Below are 2539 nucleotides of genomic sequence, written 5' to 3'. Positions count from 1 at the left end.
TTCTTCAGCTCCAGGATCTCGCCCCGGGCGTCGACGTCGATCTTCTGCGAGAGGTCGCCCCTGGCCACCGCGGTGGCCACGTGCGCGATGTCACGGACCTGTGTGGTCAGGTTGCCCGCCATCGCGTTGACCGAGTCCGTCAGGTCGGCCCACGTCCCGGAGACGCCCGGTACCTCGGCCTGGCCGCCCAGGGTGCCTTCGGTGCCGACCTCGCGGGCGACTCGGGTCACCTCGGAGGTGAACAGGGAGAGCTGGTCGACCATGCCGTTGAACACGGTGGCGATCTCACCGAGCAGTCCCTCGGCCTCGTCCGGCAGGCGCGTACCGAAGTCCCCGTCGCGTACCGCTGTGAGCCCTGCCAGCAACTGCCGTAGCTCCGGCTCCCCCACCTTGCCCGTACCGCGCGTGCGTTGCCCGGGACGCGGGTTCTCAGCTGTCGTCTCCGCCATGGCCAATCCTCAGTAGGCTCCCCGGCAGCCGCCGGAAGACGGCATGCCCCGACGGCCCGCACGACGGGCCGCCCCCCTCCGGCATCCCCCATACCGGCCAAACAGTTGCCGCCAGACAACTGTGACTCAGGATACCCCGATGGCGGCCCCGTCCGGGGGCACGGGTCGCCGAGGCCCGGGCCGGACAGGGCTGCGCCCGGCCCGGCACCCGCGCGAACGGAGGTGCCGGGCCGGGCGTACGGCGCGGCGGGCTGCCGGAGCGGTCAGTCCGGCCAGGTCCCGGTCAGCCGGTGGACCGTGGCGGCACCGCCCCGCCCGACCGCCGCCTTGACGGTGGAGAAGACGGCCCCCTGGAGAGCGGCGGCGGCGAGGACCTCCGTCCAGCCACGGTCCCGGTCGGTGGGTTCGGGAGCCTCCCCCTGGCCGCCGACCGCCTTCCACACCTGCTTGAAGACCGCGCCGGCCAGCAGACCGCCGGTCAGTCCCAGCGCGAGCCCGACGGGCTTGTACATGATCTCCACGGCCTTCATCAGCGCCTCCCCCGGCGCCGGACGACGAGCACGGCGGCGCAGACCGCCGCACCGGCGGCGAGGAGCACGCCCGGCCTGTTCCGTACGGCCTCCAGGGCGCGCCCGGTGCCGTCACGGACCGGTTCGGGTGTGTGGTCCCGCGCCTTCCCGCCCAGCGTGTGAGCCGCGGTGGCCACCCGGACCCGGGCCTGCCCGGCCGCCTCCTGGGCACGGTCCCTCACCTCGGCCGTCGTCTCCTGGGCCCGCTCCGTCACTTCGGCCGTCCTCTCCCGCGCCCGGCCCTTGACGTCGGCCTTGCCCGCGAGCGCCTCGACCGTGCGGCCCAGCTCGTCCCGCGTCTCCTCCACCCGCGCGCGGAGCTCGTCCGGGGTGGGTACGTTCCTGTCCGTCATCGCTGTCCACTTTCCTTGTCGTCGGCCACGCCGGTCCCCGCCCCCCGGGAATCCGCCGGGGAGCGGGATTGCCGGCCGGTGTCCCGCCGCCCCTGCGCAGGGCGGCCCTGCCCCGCGTCCGCCGGCGCGTGCGGGCAGCCGCTGCCACCGGGCCGTTCCGCGACACGCATCCGGCGCAGCAGGTCACGGGTCAGCCGCCGGTCGACGGTGGTGCGCCACACCAGGCCGGGGTGCCGGGCCCGCAGGTGCGAGAGCGCCCTGGTCCCCAGACCGCTGCGCCGGAACCTCTCCTCGAGGAACACGCCGGTGATGACGCCTTCCGCGCACGAGGAGCAGAGGCGGTAGTCCACCTGCCCGACCACCTTGCGGACATGCACCATGAGCAGGCTCCGGGCGTCGCCGCCCTCGGGGGACGGCGACTGCACGAGTTCGACCTCGCGGTAGGCGAGGAGCCGCCGGCGCCAGGCGCCTCTGCGGTGCCCGCTCAGCCGGTGGCGGCCGTGCTGCCCGCCGCGAGTCCGTCCGCCGGTGGTGCGGGCGTGCACGCCACCGGATGTGTGGGGGGCCGTCCGTGCGTCGCTTCGCTGCATGTCCCCCGCCTGCCCCGCCGAAGATGGCCGATGCATCCCTTCTGCGGGGCATGATGCGATACGCGACCACGACCGGCGAGTCACGAAGGAGTCCGTCCATGGCACTGACCCGTGAAGAACGTGAGCAGTTCCTCGCAGAGCCGCACATCGGCGCCCTGGCCGTGGAATCGGGGCGAGAGGGCCGCGCCCCCCTCACCGTGCCGATCTGGTACGGGTACGAACCCGGGGGCGACCTCTGGATCATGACCGGCCGTCACTCCCGCAAGGGGCTGGCGATCGCCGCGGCCGGGCGGTTCAGCCTGATGGTCGAGCGGGTGACGCCCACCGTGCGGTACGTCTCGGTCGAAGGGCCCGCCGTCGCCACGCGTCCGGCCACCCGTGAGCAGCTCGTGGAGATGGCCTCGCGCTACCTCCCGGCGGAGAAGGTCGACGCCTATGTCGGCCTCGCCTGGAAGGAGCACGGCGAGCAGGTGGTGATCCACCTGCGGCCCGAGCACTGGCTGAGCTCCGACCTCGGCGCGGTCTGAAGGGGCTCCCCCGCCGCCGGGTCAGTCCGGCGGCGGAGGGGAGGCCGGAAG

5 protein-coding genes are annotated in these 2539 nt (G+C 74.0%); 1 reads left to right on the top strand and 4 read right to left on the bottom strand.

From position 1 onward, the window contains the following. From IH13_RS0107485 to IH13_RS0107465, 4 genes are all read right to left on the bottom strand, one after another. The coding region (locus IH13_RS0107485) for a HAMP domain-containing protein (protein ID WP_158791080.1) at positions 1 to 449 on the bottom strand (449 nt) is incomplete at its 3' end. A gap of 263 nt (positions 450 to 712) precedes the next feature. Beyond that, on the bottom strand, positions 713 to 979 hold the full coding sequence (locus IH13_RS0107475) for a DUF4235 domain-containing protein (protein ID WP_031082176.1): 267 nt from the start codon (positions 977 to 979) through the stop codon (positions 713 to 715). Then, positions 979 to 1371, bottom strand: coding sequence for a DUF3618 domain-containing protein (locus IH13_RS0107470; protein ID WP_031082174.1), 393 nt, complete (start codon positions 1369 to 1371; stop codon positions 979 to 981). The genes IH13_RS0107475 and IH13_RS0107470 overlap by 1 nt, the downstream gene beginning before the upstream one ends. Beyond that, positions 1368 to 1961 carry a hypothetical protein gene (locus IH13_RS0107465; RefSeq protein ID WP_031082172.1) on the bottom strand — a complete coding sequence of 198 codons (594 nt, stop codon included), beginning with the start codon at positions 1959 to 1961 and terminating at the stop codon, positions 1368 to 1370. Before IH13_RS0107465 ends, IH13_RS0107470 begins: the two co-directional genes overlap by 4 nt. 98 nt (positions 1962 to 2059) lie before the next feature. On the opposite strand from IH13_RS0107465, the gene IH13_RS0107460 reads away from it, so the two are divergent. Beyond that, positions 2060 to 2488 carry a pyridoxamine 5'-phosphate oxidase family protein gene (locus IH13_RS0107460; protein ID WP_031082170.1) on the top strand — a complete coding sequence of 143 codons (429 nt, stop codon included), beginning with the start codon at positions 2060 to 2062 and terminating at the stop codon, positions 2486 to 2488. Positions 2489 to 2539: the final 51 nt, after the last annotated feature.

It is taken from the genome of Streptomyces sp. NRRL WC-3549, from assembly GCF_000721935.1.
Classification (GTDB): domain Bacteria; phylum Actinomycetota; class Actinomycetes; order Streptomycetales; family Streptomycetaceae; genus Streptomyces.
This window is presented reverse-complemented; position numbering and strand designations above follow the sequence as displayed.

What these genes read in the sequence shown, in the direction of transcription:
- IH13_RS0107460 (WP_031082170.1), top strand. Translation starts at nt 2,060, where the DNA reads ATGGCACTGACCCGTGAAGAACGTGAGCAGTTCCTCGCAGAGCCGCAC.
- IH13_RS0107475 (WP_031082176.1), bottom strand. Translation starts at nt 979, where the DNA reads ATGAAGGCCGTGGAGATCATGTACAAGCCCGTCGGGCTCGCGCTGGGA.
- IH13_RS0107470 (WP_031082174.1), bottom strand. Translation starts at nt 1,371, where the DNA reads ATGACGGACAGGAACGTACCCACCCCGGACGAGCTCCGCGCGCGGGTG.
- IH13_RS0107465 (WP_031082172.1), bottom strand. Translation starts at nt 1,961, where the DNA reads ATGCAGCGAAGCGACGCACGGACGGCCCCCCACACATCCGGTGGCGTG.